General features: G+C 68.8%; 19 protein-coding genes. 11 read left to right on the top strand and 8 right to left on the bottom strand.

Annotation, left to right across the window (positions count from 1 at the left end; genetic code table 11):
- Nucleotides 1–17 precede the first annotated feature (17 nt).
- Complete coding sequence (locus NE358_RS07985; RefSeq protein ID WP_289942537.1) at nt 18–1,718, bottom strand: long-chain-fatty-acid--CoA ligase; 1,701 nt, start codon at nt 1,716–1,718, stop codon at nt 18–20.
- A gap of 88 nt (nt 1,719–1,806) precedes the next feature.
- Between NE358_RS07985 and NE358_RS07980 the strand changes: the two genes are divergently transcribed.
- From NE358_RS07980 to NE358_RS07970, 3 genes are read left to right on the top strand one after another with little or no spacing between them, the layout of a single operon-like run.
- Entirely contained in the window at nt 1,807–2,649 is an 843-nt protein-coding gene (locus NE358_RS07980; RefSeq protein ID WP_289942536.1) for a GNAT family N-acetyltransferase, read from the top strand.
- A complete protein-coding gene (locus tag NE358_RS07975) occupies nt 2,646–2,981 on the top strand; it encodes a hypothetical protein (RefSeq protein WP_289942535.1) in 336 nt (111 codons plus the stop codon). Before NE358_RS07980 ends, NE358_RS07975 begins: the two co-directional genes overlap by 4 nt.
- Before the next feature lie 27 nt (nt 2,982–3,008).
- Nucleotides 3,009–3,320, top strand: coding sequence for a DUF2277 domain-containing protein (locus NE358_RS07970; RefSeq protein WP_289942534.1), 312 nt, complete (start codon nt 3,009–3,011; stop codon nt 3,318–3,320).
- Between the two features lie 95 nt (nt 3,321–3,415).
- Here NE358_RS07970 and glnA read toward each other — a convergent pair whose 3' ends face one another.
- Nucleotides 3,416–4,840, bottom strand: a complete 1,425-nt coding sequence (gene glnA / locus NE358_RS07965) for a type I glutamate--ammonia ligase (protein ID WP_103209374.1) — start codon at nt 4,838–4,840, stop codon at nt 3,416–3,418.
- A gap of 133 nt (nt 4,841–4,973) precedes the next feature.
- Between glnA and NE358_RS07960 the strand changes: the two genes are divergently transcribed.
- Nucleotides 4,974–5,402: an RDD family protein gene (locus tag NE358_RS07960; RefSeq protein ID WP_258873562.1), complete on the top strand. Its 429-nt coding sequence runs from the start codon at nt 4,974–4,976 to the stop codon at nt 5,400–5,402.
- Between the two features lie 56 nt (nt 5,403–5,458).
- On the opposite strand, the gene NE358_RS07955 is transcribed toward NE358_RS07960, so the two are convergent.
- The gene (locus NE358_RS07955) at nt 5,459–6,169 is read right to left on the bottom strand and encodes a DUF4191 domain-containing protein (protein ID WP_103209378.1); all 711 of its coding nucleotides are present in this window, start codon (nt 6,167–6,169) and stop codon (nt 5,459–5,461) included.
- A gap of 117 nt (nt 6,170–6,286) precedes the next feature.
- On the opposite strand from NE358_RS07955, the gene NE358_RS07950 reads away from it, so the two are divergent.
- Nucleotides 6,287–7,294, top strand: a complete 1,008-nt coding sequence (locus NE358_RS07950) for a hypothetical protein (protein WP_103209380.1) — start codon at nt 6,287–6,289, stop codon at nt 7,292–7,294.
- 17 nt (nt 7,295–7,311) lie between these two features.
- Here the strand turns inward: NE358_RS07950 and sucB are convergent, their stop codons facing one another.
- Genes sucB through NE358_RS07935 form a run of 3 tightly spaced genes read right to left on the bottom strand, consistent with a single transcriptional unit; the run spans nt 7,312 to nt 11,923 of the window.
- Nucleotides 7,312–9,033 (bottom strand): 2-oxoglutarate dehydrogenase, E2 component, dihydrolipoamide succinyltransferase, encoded by a 1,722-nt coding sequence (sucB, locus tag NE358_RS07945; RefSeq protein WP_289942533.1) that lies wholly within the window; start codon nt 9,031–9,033, stop codon nt 7,312–7,314.
- 53 nt (nt 9,034–9,086) lie between these two features.
- On the bottom strand, nt 9,087–10,460 hold the full coding sequence (gene lpdA / locus NE358_RS07940) for a dihydrolipoyl dehydrogenase (RefSeq protein WP_103209385.1): 1,374 nt from the start codon (nt 10,458–10,460) through the stop codon (nt 9,087–9,089).
- Nucleotides 10,457–11,923 (bottom strand): leucyl aminopeptidase, encoded by a 1,467-nt coding sequence (locus NE358_RS07935; RefSeq protein WP_289942532.1) that lies wholly within the window; start codon nt 11,921–11,923, stop codon nt 10,457–10,459. Before NE358_RS07935 ends, lpdA begins: the two co-directional genes overlap by 4 nt.
- 84 nt (nt 11,924–12,007) lie before the next feature.
- Here NE358_RS07935 and NE358_RS07930 point away from each other — a divergent pair, with 84 nt between their 5' ends.
- From NE358_RS07930 to NE358_RS07920, 3 genes are all read left to right on the top strand, one after another.
- The gene (locus NE358_RS07930) at nt 12,008–12,934 is read left to right on the top strand and encodes a proteasome assembly chaperone family protein (RefSeq protein WP_103209388.1); all 927 of its coding nucleotides are present in this window, start codon (nt 12,008–12,010) and stop codon (nt 12,932–12,934) included.
- 260 nt (nt 12,935–13,194) lie between these two features.
- On the top strand, nt 13,195–14,517 hold the full coding sequence (locus tag NE358_RS07925; protein ID WP_103209391.1) for an RNA polymerase sigma factor: 1,323 nt from the start codon (nt 13,195–13,197) through the stop codon (nt 14,515–14,517).
- On the top strand, nt 14,514–15,212 hold the full coding sequence (locus NE358_RS07920) for a coenzyme F420-0:L-glutamate ligase (RefSeq protein WP_103209393.1): 699 nt from the start codon (nt 14,514–14,516) through the stop codon (nt 15,210–15,212). The genes NE358_RS07925 and NE358_RS07920 overlap by 4 nt, the downstream gene beginning before the upstream one ends.
- Before the next feature lie 231 nt (nt 15,213–15,443).
- On the opposite strand, the gene NE358_RS07915 is transcribed toward NE358_RS07920, so the two are convergent.
- Nucleotides 15,444–16,466, bottom strand: coding sequence for a sugar-transfer associated ATP-grasp domain-containing protein (locus tag NE358_RS07915; protein ID WP_103209395.1), 1,023 nt, complete (start codon nt 16,464–16,466; stop codon nt 15,444–15,446).
- Between the two features lie 44 nt (nt 16,467–16,510).
- Here NE358_RS07915 and NE358_RS07910 point away from each other — a divergent pair, with 44 nt between their 5' ends.
- A complete protein-coding gene (locus NE358_RS07910) occupies nt 16,511–17,161 on the top strand; it encodes an alanine racemase C-terminal domain-containing protein (protein ID WP_289942531.1) in 651 nt (216 codons plus the stop codon).
- Nucleotides 17,158–18,201, top strand: a complete 1,044-nt coding sequence (locus tag NE358_RS07905; protein WP_289942530.1) for an alanine racemase — start codon at nt 17,158–17,160, stop codon at nt 18,199–18,201. The genes NE358_RS07910 and NE358_RS07905 overlap by 4 nt, the downstream gene beginning before the upstream one ends.
- Nucleotides 18,202–18,258: 57 nt before the next feature.
- On the opposite strand, the gene NE358_RS07900 is transcribed toward NE358_RS07905, so the two are convergent.
- Complete coding sequence (locus NE358_RS07900; protein ID WP_103209401.1) at nt 18,259–18,480, bottom strand: DUF7455 domain-containing protein; 222 nt, start codon at nt 18,478–18,480, stop codon at nt 18,259–18,261.
- A 165-nt stretch (nt 18,481–18,645) separates the two neighbouring features.
- Here NE358_RS07900 and NE358_RS07895 point away from each other — a divergent pair, with 165 nt between their 5' ends.
- Nucleotides 18,646–20,715, top strand: coding sequence for a DNA gyrase/topoisomerase IV subunit B (locus NE358_RS07895; protein ID WP_499318506.1), 2,070 nt, complete (start codon nt 18,646–18,648; stop codon nt 20,713–20,715).
- Nucleotides 20,716–20,858 lie beyond the last annotated feature (143 nt).

Below are 20,858 nucleotides of genomic sequence, written 5' to 3'. Positions count from 1 at the left end.
AGCGGCATCCCTTCCTCTCATGCTTTGGACATCAGGCGTTCGCGAACCTCACGGCGCTGCACCTTGCCGATGAGCGAACGGGGGAGATCGTCGACCACCACGACACGGCGCGGAACCTTGTAGGCCGCGAGACGCGTCTTGCAGAAGTCGCGGATGGCGTCGGGCTCGACGTGCACGCCCTCGCGCAGCACGATCGCCGCGGCGACGTCTTCTTGGCCGCTGGACTTCGGAAGAGCGACCACAGCCGCTCCCGCGATGTCGGGGTGCGAGGTGAGCACGTCTTCGACCTCGCTCGGCGAGACGTTGAAGCCGCCGGTGATGATGATCTCTTTCAGTCGGTCGACGATGGTGACGAATCCGTCGGGCGAGACCGTGGCGATGTCGCCCGTCCGCAGCCAGCCGTCGTCGAGCAGCGTCTCCGCTGTGTCGGACGGACGGTTCCAGTAGCCCTGGAAGACCTGCGGACCACGCAGCAACAGCTCGCCGGCCTCGCCCTGGGGCCGGTCGACGGTGGGGTCGTCGGGGTCCACGACGCGGATGTCGGTGCTGGGGAACGGCACGCCCACCGTTCCGGGTCGGCGCGACGGTCCGATCGGATTGCCGAGGGCCACGGGCGAGGACTCGGTCATGCCGTAGCCTTCCACGAGCAACCCTCCGGTCGCGGCCTCCCAGCGATCGACGGTCGCGACGGGCAGGCTCATCGCGCCCGAGATCGCGAACCGCACGGTGCTCAGATCGACGGTGCCGCGTGCTGCCGAGCGCGCAAGCTGGTCGTAGATGGGAGGAACGGCCGGGAGGAATGTCGGCGGGCTCTTCTTCGCCGCCGCCGCCACCAGTTCGAGGTCGTACTTCGGGAACAGCACGAGTTTCGCGCCGATACTCATCGCGAAGGTGAGGCAGAGCGTGAGCCCGTAGGCGTGGAACAGCGGCAGTACGCCGTAGAACGTCTCCTCGCCGTCGCGCAGACCCGGCACCCATGCGCGACCCTGCATCGCGTTCGCGCGGAGGTTCGAGTGCGTCAGGACGGCCCCCTTGGGTGTGCCGGTCGTGCCGCTGGTGTATTGCAGCAGCGCGATGTCGTCGAGGACCGGACCCGCGTGCTTACGCGAGAGCCTGCCGTGCGTCAGCAGCTTCTCCCAGGCGACAGGCCGCTTCGAGCGCGGGGTGCTCGTGAGTTGTTCGCGGGCGGCCTTGGCCTTCGCGATGGGCAGACGCAGTGCCAGTCGCTTGGCGAGGGGGAGCGCGGCCGTGATGTCGACGCTGATGATCTTCTCGAGCGCCAGGTCGGCGGGGAACTCGGCGACGGTGTCGGCCAGCTTGTCCCACACGATCGCGAACCGCGCTCCGTGGTCTTCGAACTGGTGGCGGAGCTCACGCGGGGTGTAGATCGGGTTGTGCTCGATGACGATCGCCCCGAGTCGCAGCGCGGCGTAGAACGCGACCACGTGCTGCGGGGAGTTCGGCAGCACGAGAGCGACGCGGTCACCTGCCCGCACACCGAGGCGCCGTAGTCCCTCGGCGGCTCGGGACACCTGGTCCCCGAGCTCACGGTAGGTGGTGGGCGCCCCGAAGAACTCGAGCGCGGTTTTCTTGCCGAACTGGGCGACCGATGCCGCCAGCATGTCGGGAAGCGTTTGCGAGGGCTCGTCGATGTCGAGGGGCACACCCTCGGCGTAGGAGGACGACCACGGACGAGACGCGTAAGGAGACTCCGGCATAGTCCTATCCTCCCGTGCCCCTCGGGCATCCCGGCGGCGCTTGACCTGGGGGGATGCCGGGAAGCCGACGACCTGATTCGATGGGGGAGTGCACTTCCGACCACTGACCGACGACGACCTCGCGGACTCGCCGTCATGGTGGGGCGGCCGCTCTCTCGATGGGGACCGCTGGCGAAACGACGAGACGCGCTCTGCCGCGGCTCTCGACGGCGACGTGGTCGTGGCCGCGGGAGCGATCTGGTTGTCACGCGTGCACGAGGACCGTTTCTGGCTCGAGGTCGTCGTGGATCCCGAGAGGCGCCGCAGTGGCATCGGCACCGCCCTGGTAGGGCATCTGTCGACCCTCCGATCACGCGCTCTGCCCTTCATGGCCCGTGGGTACGTCGACGACGAAGCCATGCGTTTCGCCGACGCGCTCGGTGCCCGCACGATCCAGATCGTGCCGCCCGCACGTGCGGCCCTCGATCTCCGGAGGGAGCTGCGTCCCCACGCCGACGTGCAACCGCTCGCGGGAGTCGCCCGGTCCCACGTCGAGACAGCCTTCGCCGCGATGTACCGCTGGACGCACGAGAACTGGAGCCCGGTGCGCGACGGTTTCGAACACGCTCTTGTCGAGGGGCTCTGGGACGACCTCGATGCCGATGCGTCCGCCGTTGCGGTGGACGACTCGGGGGGCATCCTGGCTCTGGCTCTCACTTTCGTCGATACGGACCCGGCGCTCATCGTCGCCGAGACGACGACGCGCGATCAGCCGGGCGGCGAGCACCTCGTCGAGGGATGCATCCGCCGCGCGATGGCGAGCCTCGCGCACCGGGGTCTGACCCTCGTCGATTTCGACGGACACGTGAGCGACCCGCACTTCCTCCCCGCGCTGTCCCGCCTCGCCCCGACCGGGCGCTGGTTCCGCCTCGTCGAGATCCCCGCCCCGTGAGCCGGGCCGGGAGGCGCTGGACGCGCGAGCTGGATCGCCAGTTGCGTGCGCGCGGGCGCACGCGGGCGCTGCTCCTGGTCATCGGCGCCATCGTGTTCGGAGCGGCGCTCGGCGGGTACGTGCTCTCGATCCTCGCCGAGCTCGGCTCCGGCACCCTCGAATGGGGAGAGGCCCTCGGCTCGGGTCGGCGGCACATCCCGGCCGGGGTCATGGTCTGGATCGGCGGACCGTTCGCCGCGCTCTGCCTCGTCTATGGCGCCGCGCTGGCCGTCCGCCTGGCCCGCACCTGGCACGACGTCCCGCGCGAGGGCACGCGACGCCCCTCGCGGTGAGCGGTCGATCGGCCTAGCCTGTCGGGCATGTGCCGCAACATCGTTCCCCTGCACAACTTCACGCCCCCGGCGACCGATGCCGAGTGCCACGACGCAGCGCTGCAGTTCGTACGCAAGATCGTGGGGTCGACGTCGCCGTCGCGGGCGAATACGGACGTCTTCGATCGCGCCGTGGGCGAGATCGCGGCATCCGTCCGGCATCTGCTCGACGAGCTCGTGACCAGCGCGCCGCCGAAGGTTCGCGAGGTCGAGGCGGCGAAGCGTCAGGCCCGCTCCGCCGAACGGTACGAGGCGATTCGCCTGTTCCAGGAGCAGAAGCGCGCGGCGCGCGCGGACTGAGACGGGATGCCGCCACTCCTGGCATATCCCGGCGAACGACGACGCCCGCCCCCGCGAAACGGCGGGAACGGGCGTCGACGTGGATGATCGGGCGATCAGACCCCGAAGTACAGCTCGTACTCGAAGGGGTGCGGGCGCTGGGCGATCGGCTGGATCTCGTTCTCGATCTTGTACTCGATCCAGGTGTCGATCAGCTCCTGCGTGAAGACGCCACCGGCGAGCAGGAACTCGTGGTCGGCGCGCAGAGCCTCAAGCGAGTCGAGCAGCGAGTTCGGAACCTGCGGGATGTTCTTGGCCTCTTCGGCGGGGAGCTCGTAGAGGTCCTTGTCGACGGGCTCGTGCGGCTCGATGCGGTTCTTGATGCCGTCGATACCGGCCATGAGCTGAGCCGCGAACGCGAGGTACGGGTTGCCCGAGGCGTCGGGCGCGCGGAACTCGATGCGCTTGGCCTTGGGGTTGGTGCCCGTGATCGGGATGCGGATGGCAGCGGAGCGGTTACCGGCCGAGTACACCAGGTTGACCGGCGCCTCGAAGCCCTTCACCAGACGGTGGTAGCTGTTGAGGGTCGGGTTGGTGAAGGCGAGGACGGCCGGCGCGTGCGCCAGCAGGCCACCGATGTACCAACGGGCGATGTCGGAGAGCCCGCCGTATCCGGTCTCGTCGTAGAACAGCGGCTTGCCGTCGTTCCACAGCGACTGGTGGGTGTGCATGCCCGAGCCGTTGTCACCGAAGAGCGGCTTGGGCATGAAGGTCGCGACCTTGCCCCACTGCTCGCAGGTGTTCTTGACGATGTACTTGAACTTCAGGATGTCGTCGGCCGCGTGCAGCATCGTGTCGAAGCGGTAGTTGATCTCCTGCTGACCACCGGTGCCGACCTCGTGGTGCGAGCGCTCGAGAGCGAAGCCCGCCTCGATCAGCTTGAGCGTGATGTCGTCGCGGAGGTCCGCCGTCTTGTCGACGGGGGAGACGGGGAAGTAGCCGCCCTTGTACGGGGTCTTGTTGGCGAGGTTTCCGCCCTCTTCTTCGCGACCGGTGTTCCAGGCGCCTTCCTCGGAGTCGACCGAGTAGAAGCTCGAGTTCTGCTTCACTTCGTAACGCACGTCGTCGAAGATGTAGAACTCGGCCTCGGGGGCGAAGAACGCGGTGTCGGCGATGCCGGTGGAGGCGAGATACTTCTCGGCCTTCTTGGCGACCTGGCGCGGGTCCTTGCCGTAGATCTCACCGTTGCGCGGGTTGTAGATGTCGAAGATCATGACGAGGGTCTTGGCCTCGCGGAACTGGTCGACGTACGCCGTGGTCACGTCGGGGATCAGCTGCATGTCCGACTCGTGGATGTTCGCGAACCCGCGGATCGACGAGCCATCGAACAGCTGTCCGACGGTGAAGAACTCCTCGTCGACGGTCGAGGCGGGGATGTTGAAGTGCTGCTGCACACCAGGAAGATCCGTGAAACGGATGTCGAGGAACTTGACGTCCTCGTCCTGGATGAACTTCAGCACCTCGGACGAATCTTTGAACATGAAGACTCCAGAGGTAGAACATTCGGGATCATGCCGGCCTCGGCCAGCCTCCTCGACCCTACCCAGAACCGGTGTCCCGGTCATATCTCGCATGTTTCGGGGATGTTACGTGGCGCCGATTACGCTGGATGTCGTGAGCCTCCCCGCCGAGAACGAGTATCCGGGCCAGCGGCTCGGCCTTCCCCGCGAGGGTCGCGGCTCCATCGCCCGCCCGGGGCGCCGCATCGCGGCCCTGCTGATCGACGTCGCCAGCGCCGGCCTGATCGGATATGCCTTCTTCTCCGCCCCCGACCCCGTGACGGGCGTCCCGTTCGCGAATCCGATCGCGACGAACCTCATCTTCTTCGCCGTGCAGATCCTCTTCATCCCCCTCCTGGGCGGGAGCCCGGGGCACCGGATCATGGGAATGCGGTTGGAGCTGGCATCCGGAGGCTGGGTGGGCGTCTGGCGCCCGATCGTCCGCACCGTGCTGCTCGCGCTCATCATCCCCGCCGTGGTCTGGGACGCCGACCAGCGGGGTCTGCACGACAAGGTGGTCGGCACGGTTCTCGTCCGCACCTGAACCCGTCGGCACCGATGACAAAGGCCCCCGCCTGAGCGGGGGCCTTTGTCGCGGAGTCAGCGGGGACGCGGGGAGCGCATCTTCGTCGGGTCGACGCCCTTCGGGATCGGCAGCGACGACAGCCCCTGCGACACCGACGACACGCGCTTGATGACGGCGGCCATCGTGGAGCGATCGACCTTCTTGGGCAGCGCCTTGATGGTCGAGGCCAGCTTGGCGATCGGCACCTCGTCGTCGCCATGACCGACGTAGAGCACGGTGACGGGGACGCCGGCCGCGACGCGCGTCACGCGGGAACGCTCCTCGCCGACCAGACGCGTCAGTCGGCTGCGGTTGCCCTCACCGATGAGAACGACACCTCCGCGACCGATCGCGCGGTACACGGCCTCCTGCGTACGGGGGTTGACGCCGATCGGGGCCTCAGAGGCCTGCCAGTTACGGCCGAGCGACGACGACAGCACGTGACCGGTCGCCCCGGGCATACCGTCGATCTTCTTGTACATGGCCGTCGTCGACAGACGGGTCATGGTGATCATCGAGGCCAGGATGCCGGCCAGCAGACCCGTCACGCCCCAGAGGATGACACTCCACGCCGCCAGCGGCGGGATGAGAAAGCCGACGAGCACGCCGAGGGCGATGCCCAGCAGTACGATGCCGGCCAGCAGGAACGGCAGCCACCGGTACTCCTTCTGAGTGAAGGTGTACAGGGTTTTCAGCTGCGAGAAGAAGCCCGGACGCTTCTCGGGCGTGGTGGTGCGAGCGGCCATGAAGATGATTCTATCTTTGCCGCGAGACCTTCCTCCCCAGCGGACTGTTCCGTCGGGTGGTCCCCGCATTCGACATTTCTCGACACGCGATCGGAGCGGTTCCGCCACCATCGCGGGATGAGCAGCTCAACGGCATCCGTTCTCGCCGAACCGTTCGACGCATACCTGCGGCGCCGCGCGCGCAGCACCGTCCCTCTCACCGCAGGGGAGGCGGTGACCGCGGCCGTCGGCCTCCTTCGCGGATGCCGCGAGGCAGCAGCCGCTCGAGAGGGAACGACCTGGTGGCTGACGGCGACCGGCTGCCCCGTGGCCGTGGACGACCCGGCCGGACCGGACGGCGTCGCCGCGACGGCGGAGAGCCTCGCGCACCTCGCCGAGATCGCCGCAGACCCGCCCACCCGCGACATCCTCGGTCGAGCACGAGAGAGCGTCCTGACCCGCCCTCCCCGGGATTGGGATGCCGTGGAAAGACGCCTCTTCTCGCACGCGGCACCTCTGCCTCTCGTCCTCGGCCCGCTCATCCCGTCCGTCGACGCAGCACCGCCTTCACCCGAGCGCGAGGGTGCGGTGGCGCGTGTGCTCGAGTTGGTCGACGCCGATCTGGCCGAGGCGTCGCGCATCGCTCTCGAGGACATCCGGGAGCGCTGGCGCACGTCCCGGATGCTTCGACTCGCGACCGTCGGAGGGGGCCTCGCAGTGATAGCGGTCATCGGTTTTTCTCTCATTCCGGCCGAGCACAACTCGGAGCCGACCGCATCCGAACAGGTGCTGATGGATCCCGCACCGACCTCCTCCACGCCGTGGCTGTCGGACCCGCCGCCGGTGGACGAAAGACGCCCGCTCTCCGATGACGTCGAAGAGATCGCGCGGAGGCTCTTCACAGACATCGCCGGATGCCGCGACGACGAGGCCTGCGCGTCGTCCTACGAGGAGAATTCGGTGTTCCCGCGGGAGCCTCTCCTCGCGGATGCCGCCGCGGGGGAGATCGAGGTGGTCGACGACTTCGGGGGAGTGACCGTCGTACGCGTCGACGCCGCAGGATCGACGCAGTACGTCACTCTCGTGCGGCAGAACGAGAGATGGCTGGTCCGCGCCGCCAGAACGGTCGCGGACCAGCCATCATGAGCTGGTGCTCGGTGGGATCAGATCCCGAGGTCGCCCTCGAACTGCGCCGCCTCGAGACGGGCCTTGACGGTGCCCAGGAAGCGGGCCGCGTCGGCGCCGTCGATGATGCGGTGGTCGTACGACAGCGCGAGGTACACGTACGAGCGCACCGCGATGGCGTCCTTACCGTCGACCGACACGATCCCCGGCTTCTTCACCACGGCGCCGAGGCCGAGGATCGCCGACTGGGGCAGGAACACGATGGGCGTGTCGAACAGCGCGCCACGCGAACCGGTGTTGGTCAGCGTGAAGGTGCCACCGGCGAGCTCGTCGGGCTTCAGCTTGTTGTCGCGCGTGCGGGCAGCGAGGTCGGCGATCTCGCGCGCGAGCTGGGCGATGTTCTTGTCGCCGGCGTCCTTGACCACCGGCGTCAGCAGGCCGCGCTCGGTGTCGACCGCGATCGAGACGTTCTCGTGAGCCGGGTACACGATCTCGTCGCCCTCGACCGTGGAGTTGATGATCGGGTACGCCTTGAGGCCCTCGATGGCCGCGATGGCGAAGAACGGCAGGAACGAGAGCTTGTCGCCCGTCTTCTGCTGGAACTCGCCCTTCATGCGATCGCGCAGGGCGGCGAGCTTCGTCACGTCGACCTCGACGACGGTGGTCAGCTGAGCGGTCGCCTGCATCGATGCGACGGCGCGCTCGGCGATGACCTTGCGCAGACGCGACATCTTCTGCGTGGTGCCGCGCAGGGGCGAGACCTCGACGGGGGCGGGGGCAGCCGGAGCTGCGGCGGCGGGAGCCGACGACGCGGCCGGAGCCGCCTTCGCGGCCTCGGCGGCCTTGAGCACATCTTCCTTGCGGATACGTCCGCCGACACCGCTGCCCTTGACCGAGACCAGATCGACGCCCTGCTGCTGCGCCAGGCGGCGCACGAGCGGCGTCACGTACGTGACGTCGTCGTTCGACGATGCGGCGGGGGCCTGCCCGGCCGGCTTCTCGGCGGGAGCGGCGGGCTTCTCTTCCGCGGCGGGGGCCGGCTGCTCGGCCGGCTTCTGCTCGGCAGCGGGGGCGGGAGCGGCGGACTTCTCCTCAGCGGCGGGAGCCGGGGCGGGCTCCGCCGGCTGCGCAGCCGGGGCCGCACCGCTGCCGATGCGCGCGAGGGCGGCACCGACGTTGACCGTCTCGTCCTCTTGCACCAGGATCTCCTGCAGAGTGCCGGCGACCGGCGACGGGATCTCGGTGTCGACCTTGTCGGTCGAGATCTCGAGGAGGGGCTCGTCGACCGCGACGTCGTCGCCCACGGCCTTCAGCCAGCGGGTGACGGTGCCCTCGGTAACGCTCTCACCGAGCTCGGGAAGCTTCACCTCGGTCGAGTCACCACCGGCGGCCGGAGCCGATTGCTCGGCGGGAGCGGCCTGCTCGACCGGAGCGGACTCGGCGGGAGCCGCCTCTTCCGCGGGCGCGGACTCCTGCTCGGCCGGGGCGGCCTGGGGGGCGTCGTCGGACGACGCGGCACCCGAGCCGTCACCGATCTTCGCGAGGACCGCGCCGACCTCGACGGTTTCGTCTTCCTGGACCAGGATCTCCTCGATCACGCCCGAGACGGGCGAGGGGATCTCGGTGTCGACCTTGTCGGTCGAGATCTCCAGCAGACCCTCGTCCTCCTGGACGGTGTCACCGACCTGCTTGAGCCAGCGGGTGACCGTTCCCTCGGTGACGCTCTCGCCGAGAGCGGGGAGGACGACGGAAGTGCTCATGGGTATGTCTCCTTCGTACCGGATGCGGTACCTAGCTTAGTGACCGGTTGTGGTCAGAGTGCGTGCAGGGGCTTGCCGGCGAGGGCCAGGAAGGCCTCGCCGAGCGCCTCGCTCTGGGTGGGGTGTGCGTGGACGAACGGCGCGATGTCCTCGGGGTGGGCCTCCCAGCCCACCGCGAGCTGAGCTTCCGAGATCAACTCACCGACGCGATCGCCCACCAGGTGGGCACCGACGACGGGCCCGTCGACGCGCCGGACGATCTTGACGATCCCCGAGGTGCCGATGATCTCGCTGCGGCCGTTCCCGGCCAGGTTGTACTCGTACGCCTTTACGGCATCGGATCCGTAACGATCCGCAGCCTGCGCTTCGGTCAGTCCGACAGACGCGACCTCGGGGTGGGAGTAGGCGACGCGGGGGACGTCGACGTCGGGGACGAGGACGGGGGAGAGCCCCGCGATCTCTTCCGCGACGAAGATGCCCTGCTGGAATCCGCGGTGCGCGAGCTGCAGGCCGGGCACGATGTCGCCGACCGCCCACACGTGGGCGGCCGCGGTGCGCAGGCGCTCGTCGGTCTGGACGAAGCCGCGCTCCAGCACGACACCGGCTTCTTCGTAACCGAGGCCGGCCGTCACGGGACCGCGACCCACGGCGACCAGAACGTAGTCGGCCACGAGTTCCGACCCGTCGTCGAGGGTCACGGTCGCGGAGTCCGCGGTCTGAGTGAGGGAGGCGAAGCGTCGACCCAGCTGGAAGGCGATCCCGCGCTTGCGGAAAGCGCGCTCGAGAGCCTTGCTGGATGCCACGTCCTCCGCCGGCAGCAGATGCGGAAGCGCCTCGACGATCGTGACGTCCACGCCGAATGAACGCCACACGCTCGCGAACTCGACGCCGATGACGCCGCCCCCGAGCACGACCACCCGCTCGGGGATCACATCGAGGTCGAGGGCCTGCTCGCTCGTCAGCACGCGTCCACCGATCTCGAGATCGGGCAGGCTGCGGCTGTACGAACCGGTCGCGAGGATGACATCGGTGCCGCGGTAGACGTCGTCGCCGACCCGTACCGCGGGTCCGGCCTCGAGTGCACCCGCTCCGCGGACCACCCGGATGCCGCGAGCCGAGATCAGACCTTCGAGACCCTTGAACTTCTTCGCGACGATGCCCTCGCGATAGGACCGCACCCGCGCGGGATCGATTCCCGAGAAGGTCACCCGTACCCCGATGTCGGACGCACCGCGAGCGGCGTCAGCCACCTCCCCGGCATGCAGCAGCGCTTTGGTGGGGATGCAGCCGCGGTGCAGGCACGTTCCGCCGAGCTTGTCCTTCTCGACGAGCACCACGTCCTTGCCCAACTCGGCGAGGCGGAGAGCCGCGGCGTAGCCGCCGCTTCCGCCGCCGAGAACGACCACGTCGGCGGTGTACTCGGTCACCGTGCGCCGTCCGTGGCCAGCATCTCGACGAGCGAGCGGACCGTTGCTCCCGTCACGCCCTTGTCGGTGTAGCCGAACGGTGCGGACTTGTTCATGCCCACTCCGGCGATGTCGAGGTGCACCCAGGGGATGCGCGGAGCATCGGCGTCCGCCGAGACACGGCCGACGAAGTGACGCAGGAAGAGCCCGGCGAACAGCGAGCCACCGGCGGGGTCACCGATCTTGGCGTTCTGCAGGTCGGCGATGGGCGAGTCGAGATCGTCGACCATGTGGTCGGGAAGCGGCAGCTGCCACGCGAGCTCAGCGGTGCGGGCCGAGGCGGCGAGGTAGGTGGCGACGGCGTCGTCGTCGCCCATGACACCCGTGTGACGGTTGCCGAGGGCGACGGTGATCGCTCCGGTCAGGGTCGCGACGTCGACGATGAGGTCGGGGTTCTCGCGGCTCGCTGCGGCGAGACCGTCCGCGAGCACGAGGCGACCCTCGGCGTCGGTGTTCAACACCTCGACCGTGGTGCCGTCGAGAGTGCGCAGCACGTCACCCGGGCGGGTGGCGCGGCCCGACGGCATGTTGTCGGCGATGCAGAGCCACGCGCTGACGTGGACGGGTAGCTGCATCTCGGCAGCGGCCTTCAGAACCGCGAGCACCGTCGCAGCCCCGCACATGTCGTACTTCATCCCGACCATCGATGCCGGCGGCTTCAGGGAGAGCCCGCCGGTGTCGAACGTGATGCCCTTGCCGACCAGAGCGACGTGACGCTCGGCACCAGCGGGAGAGTAATCGAGACGCACCATGCGCGGCGGGCGGTCGGAACCCTGTCCCACGCCGAGGATGCCGCCGTAGCCGCCCTCGCGGAGGGCGCCCTCGTCGAGCACCTCGACCTCGACGGGAAGACCCTCGACGGCCGTGACCGCCGCCTCAGCGAAGTCGGCCGGGCCGAGCCACTCGGCCGGGGTGGTGACCAGGTCTTTCACCAGGGCGACGGCCCCGGCGACGGCGGAAACCGCCGCGGTGTCGGCGTCCGAGGGCGCATCCTCGGCGACGACGGTCACGCGGGTGGCGCGCATTTTCGACGCCTTCTTCTTGTAGTCGGCGAAGCGATAACCGCCCAGGGCAGCGCCCTCGGCGAGCGGCCGCCACGCGGAAGGGGCGAGCGACTGCACCGCGACGTGCTCGAAGCCCGTCAGCTGACGCAGGCCCGCTCCCGCGGCATCCCGCAGCTGGGCCTCGGCGGGGTCGGCGCCCGCACCGACCACGGCGACGGGGGTCGAGACTCCCGGCACGTGGACGCGCTGGAACGATCCGGCGGCACCCGTGAAACCGACCGCAGACAGGGCGGCCGTGAGCCCGTCCCAGCCCGCCGGATCCGGTGCTCCCTCCGAAACGGTAGGGACGATCAGCAGGATCGCATCGGCGTCGGACTCGAGAGCGGGGGCGTGGGTGTACGCCACTGAGGGAAACGGCATGGCATCCATCCTAGGTTCGAGCGTGTTCGCTAGGAGCGGGACGCACCGCCGCCGTCGCATCCGGCACGCTCGTAGAGTGGACGTATGCGTTCCTCTGCCCCGCTGTACGACCGCGCCCCCGCGGCGCCGCCCGTGCCGTCGGGCCTGCCGCTCGTGATCGCCCTCACCGGGTTCACGGATGCCGGTGGCGCGGTGACCCGCCTGGTCGAGTACTTCCGCAACGACGTGCAGCCCAACGCCCTCTTCGTCTTCGACAATGATTCGCTGCTGGATTACCGGGCACGTCGCCCCGCGATCACGTTCGTCGAGGATCACCTCACCGACTTCCGGCCAGCGCGCCTCGAGCTCTCGCTCGCGCACGACTCACTCGGACAACCGTTCCTTCTTCTTGCGGGTTATGAGCCCGACTTCTTGTGGGAGGCCTTCGCCGAGACCGTCCTCGAGCTGTCGGCGGGTCTGCAGGTGTCGTCGGTCACGTGGGTGCACGCGATCCCCATGCCGGTCCCTCACACGCGTCCGATCGGAACGACCGTGAGCGGCACCCGCCCCGACCTGGCCGAAGCGCACTCGGTCTGGCGCCCCCACACGCAGGTTCCCTCCACGGCGGGCCACCTGCTCGAGTACCGTTTCGCGGAAGCCGGAGCCAAGGTCGTCGGCTTCGCCCTCCTCGTTCCGCACTATCTCGGCGATACCGAATATCCCGCGGCGACCCTCGCGGCGCTCGACAGTCTCACGGTTGCCACCGGCCTGGTGTTCGCGGGCGAGGTCCTGCGCGAAGAGAACCGCGAGTTCCTCGGCAAGGTCACCGAGCAGGTCGAGGGCAGTGACGAGTTGACCCGCATGCTCGAGAACCTCGAGGAACGCTACGACGCCTATATGGCCGGCTCGACGCAGGCCACGCCGATCATCCACACGGGTGACCTCCCCAGCGCCGACGAGCTCGCCGCCGAGCTGGAGCGCTTCCTCGCCACCCGCCCCGGCGACGACGACCGCCGCGGCAAGCTCGGCTGACCGCAGCCTCGCCGCCCAGGTCGATGGGATGCCGAAGGCTCGGCATCCGGGAATGCCTCCGCCCTCGCGGACGTTGTCTACACATATAAACCCGGCCCACGTCAAGTCCCGGTCCGGGGATGTGAGATAATGAAGAACCTGACCCGTTGTCAACCGGACCAGGAGCCCCCGCTCCTCGGTTCGGGACTTGACAAGGGTCTTACTAGTGTCCGAGAACGACCGGTGGCCGTGCAGCGTACGTTCCCGGTGAAAGGCGAAACGTGGCAGACACGACAACCAAGACCCGCTCCCGGAGTGCGAAGGACACCGAACTCGAGAACTCCGAGGAGACCGTGACGGCGTCGAAGACGACGGCCGCCAAGAAGGCCCCCGCGAAGAAGGCCCCCGCCAAGGCCAAGGCGGCCCCCGCCAAGGCGAAGACGAAGGCCAAGAAAGACGACGACCTCGAAGAAGACGAGGAAGACGTCGAAGTGGGCGATGTCGAGATCGACGACGCCGACGACAGCGACGACTCCGACGACGCGGCCAAGACAGACGCGAAGAAGTCCGACGACGACGACGAGGACGAGACCCCGGCGGCGCCCGCCGAGGCCCTCCCCACCGGCGCGATCGTCATCTCGTCGAGCGACGAGGACGACGTCCCCGTCTACTCCGCCCAGATCACCGGCGCGACCGCCGACCCGGTCAAGGACTACCTGAAGCAGATCGGCAAGGTGCCGCTGTTGAACGCGGCCGAAGAAGTCGAACTCGCCATGCGCATCGAGGCGGGTCTGTTCGCCGAAGAGAAGCTGTCGAACATGACCGCGGCCGAGAAGACGAGCCAACTGGGTCTCGATCTGCAGTGGGTCGCCCGTGACGGTCAGCGCGCCAAGAGCCACCTGCTCGGCGCCAACCTTCGCCTGGTCGTCTCGCTCGCCAAGCGCTACACCGGTCGCGGCATGCAGTTCCTCGACCTCATCCAGGAGGGCAACCTGGGCCTGATCCGTGCGGTCGAGAAGTTCGACTACACCAAGGGCTTCAAGTTCTCGACCTACGCCACCTGGTGGATCCGTCAGGCGATCACGCGCGCCATGGCCGACCAGGCCCGCACCATCCGCATCCCGGTGCACATGGTCGAGGTCATCAACAAGCTCGCCCGCGTCCAGCGCCAGATGCTGCAGGACCTCGGTCGCGAACCCACGCCCGAAGAGCTCAGCCGCGAGCTCGACATGACCCCCGAGAAGGTCATCGAGGTCCAGAAGTACGGCCGCGAGCCCATCTCGCTGCACACGCCCCTGGGTGAAGACGGCGACAGCGAGTTCGGCGACCTCATCGAAGACACCGAGGCCGTCGTCCCTGCCGACGCGGTGGGCTTCACCATGCTGCAGCGTCAGCTCGAGTCGCTCCTCGACTCGCTCAGCGAGCGCGAGGCGGGCGTGATCCGCATGCGCTTCGGCCTCGGCGACGGTCAGCCCAAGACGCTCGACCAGATCGGCGACACCTTCGGCGTGACGCGCGAGCGCATCCGTCAGATCGAGTCCAAGACCATGGCGAAGCTGCGTCACCCGAGCCGTTCGCAGTCGCTTCGGGACTACCTCGAATGAGCGGCGAGGCCAACGCCGGCAAGGCGCTCACCGTCACCGTCGAGGGGACGTCGTACGCCCGCATCCCGATCCGCACGCGGGTCGTCATGCCGGGCGACGACCTCGACGCGTTCATCCTCGAATACGCGAAGGATGCCGTGCAGCCGGGCGACCTGCTGTTCGTCACCGAGAAGATCGTCGCGATCACCCAGGGCCGGTCGTTCAAGCTCGACACGATCGCGCCCCGCAAGCTCGCGCTGTTCCTGTCGAAGTACGTCACGCGCACGCCGTACGGTATCGGCCTCGGCATGCCCGAGACGATGGAGATGGCGCTGCGCGAGTGCGGAACGCCCCGCATCCTGTTCGCCGCGGCCGTCTCGGCCGTGACCAAAGCGTTCGGACGCAAGGGCGATTTCTACCGCATCGCGGGCGACAAGGCACGCGCGATCGACGGCCCCACCAAGGGCACGATCCCGCCGTACAACCAGGCCGTCGTCCTCGGCCCGGAGCGCCCCCGCGAGGTCGCCGCTCGTCTGAAGTCGCTGCTCGGCGGCGACCTGCAGGTCGCCGTCGTCGACATCAACGACCTCGGCGGCAACATCCTCGGCTCCACGATGGACAAGGCCGGCGAGAAGCGCCTCGTCGCGATTCTCAAGGACAACCCGCTCGGCCAGGGGCACGAGTCCACGCCGCTGGGCATCGTGCGCCACGGCTGACAGCCGCGTGAAAGGCCCGTCCCGTTCTCGGGGCGGGCCTTTTCGGTATCGGGATGCCGGCTCCCGCCGCCGTGCGATGGCTGAGGCCATCAGTCCCCCCGGCACCCCTGCCACGACCCCGAACTTTCGAGACACTCAGGACCCTCCGCAGGCACGGAGCTGAGTCCGTCGACGCCCCCGGATGCCGAGAGGCCCGCCCCCCGCGGGGGACGGGCCTCTCGGCATCCGGGATCAGAACCCGATGGCCGCCTGATACCGCGGCTTGTGTCCGGTGCGGATGCCGGTGACGCTCGGTTTGTTCTCGTAGACGCCGGCGCCCCAGTTGCCCTCGACGAGCACAGGGCCCTCGGGGCCCACGACGATGTCCCAGCCCACGTACTGCACCTGCGGTACGACACGAGCGACCTGGTCGACGAACGCCGTGACCTCGTCGATCATCGGCAGCTGGAAGTCGGCGATGCGCACGCCCGAGTCGGGATGCAGCTCGTGCACGTGCCCGTGCGAGTCGTAGCCGGCGCCGAGGGCGTGGCCGTTCTCGTCGAGCATCGTGTAGAAACCGCCGAAGGTCATCTGGTCGCTGACCGCCCCCCGGCCGAACTTCTGGGCCATCGCCAGGATGTGCGTCTTCTCGCCGTCGAAGAACGCCGTGACGCGCGTGGTGTTCACGGTACCCGGGCAGACGGCCGCGAGGTCGTCGTGCTGGCGGATGACCTCTTCGACGAGGATCTCCCCGCGCTCGAGCAGTCCGCGGTGGAACGAGCCCCAGTCCTCGACGTCGGCCGCGTGGTAGCGGTGCACGCCGGTTCCGGCCTGTCCGACCGGCTCCTTCGTGACGATGGTGCCGAGGCGCTCGGTGAAGGCGCGCAGGTCGTCGGCGTTGCCGGCATCCACCACCATCCACTCGCGGCGCAGGAACTCGCTGAACGTCCGGTCGAACTCGACCTTGTCCTGGAACAGGCCGCGGTAGTCGGGGTGGTCGTACTTCTGCGAGATCTGGTTCGACACCGGGTGCGTCATGTAGGTGGCGCGCTCGGCGGGGGTGAGGATCGCGAAGTCGTAGTCGATGTAGTCCTGGAAGCCGACGTTCTTCACACCCGCCTGGTACAGCATGTCGGCGACGACGAGCGGCAGGGCCTTGCCGTGCTGGGCGGAGGCCTCTTTGGCTCGTTCGACGACGGATCCGACATCGATGCGGCGGGCGCGTCCGGCGAGGTAGCGGAGGCGCGTGACGGGAGAGAAACCCTGCTGAGGCATGTGGCTCCGGGGTCGGGGAAGGAGGACCCCGTTAGTCTAAAGGGGTGTCCTCCACGCTCTCTGCCCGCTTGCCCGCGGCCGGGGGAGTGTCGCCCGTAGCCCGCATCTCCGAGTCCGCCCTGCGCCGGAACGCCCCTCTCGCCCTCGCGGCCGGTACCGGCTCCGGTGCCGACGACGTCTTCGCCGCCGACGCGTGGGGCCACGGCGCCGAGTGGGTGGCATCCGTGCTCTCGGATCTGGGGATGGATGCCGCACCCCTCGACGCCGCGGTCCTGTTCGGTCTGCCGGGCTCCCACGCACGGCCCGTGATGTCGCTGCACGGTCGGGCCCTCGGCACGAAGCCGCTTCTGCGCGGGGAGGGCGTCTCGTACGGCTACACCCACCGCGCGCCCCGCGACACCACCGTGGCCCTCGTGACGGGCGGCTATGCCCAGGGAGTCGTGCGGTCGCTGGGCAACACGGCGACGGTCTCGATCGGCGGTCGGCGGCATCGCATCGTCGGGCGCGTCGCGATGGACGTCTGCGTCGTCGACGTCGAGGGTCAGACCGTGCCGCGCGGGACCGAGGTCGTTTACTTCGGCGACCCGGCCGATGGCCACCCCTCGGTGGAGGAGTGGGCGGATGCCACAGGCCTCAGCGCCGCAGAAATCGTCGCCGTGGTGGGCGTCCGTGCCGATCGGAGAGTGACCGGATGAGCGCCGTGTACCGCGTCGACCTCGACGCTCTCGCCCGCAACCTCGCCCGCGTGCGCGAAGCGGTCGCCCCCGCCGCCCCCATGCTCGTCGTCAAGGACGACGCCTACGCTCACGGGTTGGAACCGATCGTGAGGCGCGCCGTCGCGGAAGGCGTGCGGTGGATCGGCGCCTTCGACGTGGCCACGGGGGCCGCGGTGCGCCGCATCGCCGGGCCCGACGTGCGCATCTTCGTCTGGCTCATCGGCGGACGCGACGACCTGGCCGCCGGCGTCGCCGTCGATCTCGATCTCGGCATCGGCGACGAAGCGCTGCTCGCCGACCTCGCGGGGCTCCCCGTCGAGCACCCGGCCCGGGTGCACCTCAAGATCGACACCGGCCTGCATCGCAACGGCATCCGCCCCGAGCGGTGGGAGGCCGCCCTGGCGCAGACCTCCGCGCTGGTCGCCGACGGTCACGCCGCCTTCGAGGGGATCTGGTCGCACATCTCGGAGGCCTCGGATGCCGACGACGACGACGCTCGTGCGGTCTTCCTCGCCGCACGAGAGACGGCGCGCGCCGCGGGACTCGACCCGCGCTTCTCGCACCTCGCCGCGAGTGCCGCCGGTTTCGCCCGCGGGGAGTTCCGGGAGGATCTCGTACGCGTGGGGGCGTTCTCATACGGCATCCGTCCCGCCGGCGGGCCGAGCGAGGGCGAGCTGGGGATCGAACCGATCGGCCGGCTCTCCGCCACCGTGACGGCGGTGGATCTCGCGGGCGTGCACCTCGACATCGGCGCCCTGCACGGGCTGCCGAGCACCCTGGCCGGGCGCTTCGACGTGCTGACGCCCGAGGGGCCGCGGCGCGTGGAGGCCATCGGCCCGACGGACACGGTGCTCGCCCCGTGGGCCGACGCCGCACCCGGCGATGAGATCGCCCTCTTCGGCCCCGGTGCGCTCTTCGGAGTCACCGACCTCGCCGAACTCATCGACACGATCGGCGAAGAGATCGCCCTGCGTATCTCGCCCACCGTGCCTCGCGTATACGTCAGCGCGCACGCCTGATACGCAGAACGGGCCCCGACGCACGAGGTGCACGGGGCCCGTTCTGACGGAATGGTCTTATTCGGCGGCGCTGAGTCGCGCCGTCTCGTCGTGCCACGAGGTGGCGACGCTACGGAGCTTCTCTTCGTACTTGCGGCCGTGGTGCGCGCAGAACAGCAGCTCGCTGCCATTGACCGTCGCGGCGATGTACGCCTGTGCGCCGCAGGAGTCGCAGCGATCGGCCGCCGTCAGGCGGTGATCGAGGACGGCTGACGCTTCGGGTGCAGTCGTGGTGGTCATGTCGGGTGCCCTCCTCAGGTGGTCGTGGGCGAGTCTCCATATACAACCACGCGGATGTTTCCCCTATGCCGCGGCTTGATCACATTTCGCTGTGCGCGTACGGTGACCCGACCTCGCTGTGTGTCTGGCAGGCGATGTCGGCGCCTCCGATTACGCTGGGAGATCGTGACCTCCGAGTACTCCGCCCATCATCTGCAGGTCCTCGAGGGCCTCGAAGCCGTGCGCAAGCGCCCGGGCATGTACATCGGGTCCACCGACTCCCGCGGTCTCATGCACTGCCTGTGGGAGATCATCGACAACTCCGTCGACGAGGCCCTCGGCGGTCACGGCTCACGCATCGACATCGTGCTGCACGACGACGGCAGTGTCGAGGTGCGCGACCGTGCTCGCGGCATCCCGGTCGATGTCGAGCCCCGCACCGGACTGACCGGCGTCGAGGTCGTCTTCACCAAGTTGCACGCGGGCGGCAAGTTCGGCGGCGGCTCGTACGCGGCGTCGGGCGGCCTGCACGGCGTCGGCGCCTCGGTGGTCAACGCCCTCTCCGAGCGTCTCGACGTCGAGGTCGACCGCGGCGGCAAGACCTACGCGATGTCCTTCCACCGGGGCGAGCCCGGCATCTTCGCGGGCGACGCCCCCGACTCCACATTCACGCCGTTCGAGCGCAAGAGCGAGCTGCGCGTCGTCGGCAAAGCTCAGCGCGGTGTCACGGGAACGCGCATCCGCTACTGGGCCGACCGCCAGATCTTCACGAAAGACGCCGCTTTCGGCCTCGACGAGCTCGTCCAGCGCGTGCGTCAGACCGCGTTCCTCGTCCCCGGTCTCGAGATCGTCGTGCAGGACGAACGGGGCGAGGAGCGCGTCGAGACGAGCTACCGCTTCGACGGCGGCATCTCGGAGTTCGCGGAGTTCCTGGCACCCGACGCCGCGGTCACCGACACCTGGCGTCTCACCGGCACCGGCACCTTCACCGAGACCGTCCCCGTGCTGCAGCCCGGCGGATCCATGATCCCGACCGATGTCGAACGCGCGTGCGAGGTCGACATCGCGGTGCGCTGGGGCACGGGGTACGACACCACGACCCGCTCGTTCGTCAACATCATCGCCACGCCCAAGGGCGGCACGCACCAGCAGGGCTTCGAGCAAGGCCTCATGAAGGTGCTCCGCTCGCAGGTCGAGCAGAACGCCCGCAAACTCAAGGTCGGTAACGACAAGATCGAGAAAGACGACTTGCTCGCCGGTCTCACCGCGGTCATGACCGTGCGCCTGCCCGAGCCGCAGTTCGAGGGCCAGACGAAGGAGATCCTCGGAACTCCCGCGGTGCGGCAGATCGTGGCATCCGTCGTCCAGAAAGAACTCGCGGCCCGCTTCGCCTCTCCCAAGCGCGACGACAAAGCGCAGACCGCGCAATTGCTCGAGAAGATCGTCTCCGAGATGAAGGCGCGCATCTCGGCGCGCACCCACAAAGAGACGCAGCGTCGCAAGAACGCCCTCGAGTCGTCGTCACTGCCCGCGAAGCTCGTCGACTGCCGATCGAACGACGTCAACGACTCCGAACTGTTCATCGTCGAGGGCGACTCCGCTCTCGGCACGGCCAAGCTCGCGCGAAACAGCGAGTTCCAGGCGCTCCTGCCCATCCGCGGCAAGATCCTCAACACGCAGAAGGCCTCGATCAGCGACATGCTGTCGAACGCCGAGTGCGCCTCGATCATCCAGGTCATCGGCGCCGGCTCCGGCCGATCGTTCGATCTCGACGCCGCCCGCTACGGCAAGATCATCCTGATGAGCGACGCCGACGTCGACGGCGCGCACATTCGCACGTTGCTGCTCACGCTGTTCTTCCGGTACATGCGTCCCCTCGTAGAAGAGGGCCGGGTCTTCGCGGCCGTACCGCCGCTGCACCGCGTGATCGTCATGAACCCGGGCACGAAGCCGAACGAGACCATCTACACGTACAGCGAGCAGGAGCTCCACACGCTGCTCACCAAGCTCAAGCGCGGCAACAAGCGCTGGCAGGAACCCGTTCAGCGGTACAAGGGGCTCGGCGAAATGGATGCCGACCAGCTGGCGACCACCACCATGGATCGCGCCGGCCGCATGCTGCGCCGGGTGCGCGTGACGGACATGGAGGCCGCGGCATCCGTCTTCGACCTGCTCATGGGCAGCGACGTCGCCCCGCGCCGTGAGTTCATCATCGACTCGAGCGACCGTCTCGCACGCGAGCGCATCGACGTCTGAGGCCCTCTTCGCCGGCGCCCCGCCCGGGTCCGCTTCGACGTGTACCGCCGTACGGACTCGAGCCCCGGCGGCGTCGCGCGCGAGGCCCCCGGCCCAGCGCGCCGCCGATGGACTCCGCACGACGGCACCCGAGCCGCCCCCGA

It is taken from the genome of Sphingomonas sp. G5 (genome assembly GCF_052660795.1).
The sequence above is the reverse complement of the archived record's forward strand: the minus strand, read 5'-3'. Positions and strand labels throughout refer to the sequence as shown.

Coding starts and splice junctions, on each gene's coding strand:
- NE358_RS07985 (WP_289942537.1), bottom strand. CDS start 1,718: ATGCCGGAGTCTCCTTACGCGTCTCGTCCGTGGTCGTCCTCCTACGCC.
- NE358_RS07970 (WP_289942534.1), top strand. CDS start 3,009: ATGTGCCGCAACATCGTTCCCCTGCACAACTTCACGCCCCCGGCGACC.
- glnA (WP_103209374.1), bottom strand. CDS start 4,840: ATGTTCAAAGATTCGTCCGAGGTGCTGAAGTTCATCCAGGACGAGGAC.
- NE358_RS07955 (WP_103209378.1), bottom strand. CDS start 6,169: ATGGCCGCTCGCACCACCACGCCCGAGAAGCGTCCGGGCTTCTTCTCG.
- NE358_RS07950 (WP_103209380.1), top strand. CDS start 6,287: ATGAGCAGCTCAACGGCATCCGTTCTCGCCGAACCGTTCGACGCATAC.
- sucB (WP_289942533.1), bottom strand. CDS start 9,033: ATGAGCACTTCCGTCGTCCTCCCCGCTCTCGGCGAGAGCGTCACCGAG.
- NE358_RS07935 (WP_289942532.1), bottom strand. CDS start 11,923: ATGCCGTTTCCCTCAGTGGCGTACACCCACGCCCCCGCTCTCGAGTCC.
- NE358_RS07930 (WP_103209388.1), top strand. CDS start 12,008: ATGCGTTCCTCTGCCCCGCTGTACGACCGCGCCCCCGCGGCGCCGCCC.
- NE358_RS07920 (WP_103209393.1), top strand. CDS start 14,514: ATGAGCGGCGAGGCCAACGCCGGCAAGGCGCTCACCGTCACCGTCGAG.
- NE358_RS07915 (WP_103209395.1), bottom strand. CDS start 16,466: ATGCCTCAGCAGGGTTTCTCTCCCGTCACGCGCCTCCGCTACCTCGCC.
- NE358_RS07905 (WP_289942530.1), top strand. CDS start 17,158: ATGAGCGCCGTGTACCGCGTCGACCTCGACGCTCTCGCCCGCAACCTC.
- NE358_RS07900 (WP_103209401.1), bottom strand. CDS start 18,480: ATGACCACCACGACTGCACCCGAAGCGTCAGCCGTCCTCGATCACCGC.